The following is a 1,325-nucleotide window of genomic DNA, read 5'->3' on the forward strand; positions in this document are numbered from 1 at the left end:
CGGGTCGCGCTGGGCCATCGCGCGCAGGCCGATGCCCTCCTTGAGGTAGTCCATCTCGTAGAGGTGCTCGCGCCACTTGCGGTCCAGGACCGAGAGCATGACGCGCCGCTCGACCTCACGCATGACCTCGGAGCCCAGGGCCTCCTCGCGCTGGTCGTACGCGTGGTGCGCGTCGGAGAGGATCTCCTCCTTCAGGCGCTCGTTCGTCAGCCCGCTCAAGCCACCCGCGGCCTCGGCGAGCTGCGCGTGGTCCACGCTGATCGGGTAGAGCGCACGCAGCGCCGTCCACAGCCGCTCGAGGTTCCAGTCCTCAGGGAAGCCGGAGCCGGTCTCGGCGTCGACGTAGCCCTCGATGACGTCGTTGACGAAGTAGCGCAGCTGCTCGTGCAGATCCTCACCCTCGAGGACGCGGCGGCGCTCGTCGTAGATGACGGTGCGCTGGCGGTTCAGGACGTCGTCGTACTTGAGGACGTTCTTGCGGATCTCGTAGTTCTGCGCCTCGACCTGGGCCTGCGCCGACTGGATCGAGCGCGACACCATCTTCGACTCGATCGGCTGGTCGTCGTCGAGCTTGGCGGTGGTCATCACGCGGTCGACGAGACCGGCGTTGAACAGCCGCATGAGGTGGTCCTCGAGGGAGAGGTAGAACCTCGACTCACCCGGGTCACCCTGACGACCGGAGCGGCCGCGCAGCTGGTTGTCGATGCGGCGCGACTCGTGGCGCTCGGTGCCGAGCACGTACAGCCCGCCGAGCTCGGTGACCTCGGTGTGCTCGGCCGCGACCTGCTCCTCGGCCGCGGCGAGGGCGTCGTCCCACGCCGCCTCGTACTCCTCGGGAGTCTCGTGCGGGTCCAGGCCGCGGGCCCTGAGGGCCTCCACGGCGCGGAACTCGGGGTTGCCACCGAGCATGATGTCGGTTCCGCGACCGGCCATGTTCGTGGCGACGGTCACGGCGGCCTTGCGGCCGGCATCCGCGACGATGCTCGCCTCGCGCTCGTGGTGCTTGGCGTTGAGCACCTCGTGCTTGATGCCCCGGCGCCGCAGCTGCTCGGAGAGGTACTCGGACTTCTCGACCGAGACGGTGCCGACGAGCACGGGCTGGCCGTGTTCGTGGCGCTCGACGATGTCGTCGACGACGGCGCGGTACTTGGCCTCCTCGGTGCGGTAGACGAGGTCGGCCTCGTCGCGGCGGATCATCGACCGGTTGGTCGGGATCGGCACGACACCGAGCTTGTAGATCGAGTTGAGCTCGGCGGCCTCGGTCATGGCCGTGCCGGTCATGCCCGAGAGCTTGTCGTACATGCGGAAGTAGTTCTGGAGGGTGA

1 protein-coding gene is annotated in these 1,325 nt (G+C 68.5%); it reads right to left on the minus strand.

What is annotated here, in order from left to right; genetic code table 11:
- Window positions 1-1,325: preprotein translocase subunit SecA (locus PLL68_RS15315; RefSeq protein WP_502910740.1), on the minus strand; the 1,325-nt coding region annotated here is incomplete at both ends.

It is taken from the genome of Ornithinibacter sp., assembly GCF_035443565.1.
GTDB lineage: Bacteria > Actinomycetota > Actinomycetes > Actinomycetales > Dermatophilaceae > Fodinibacter.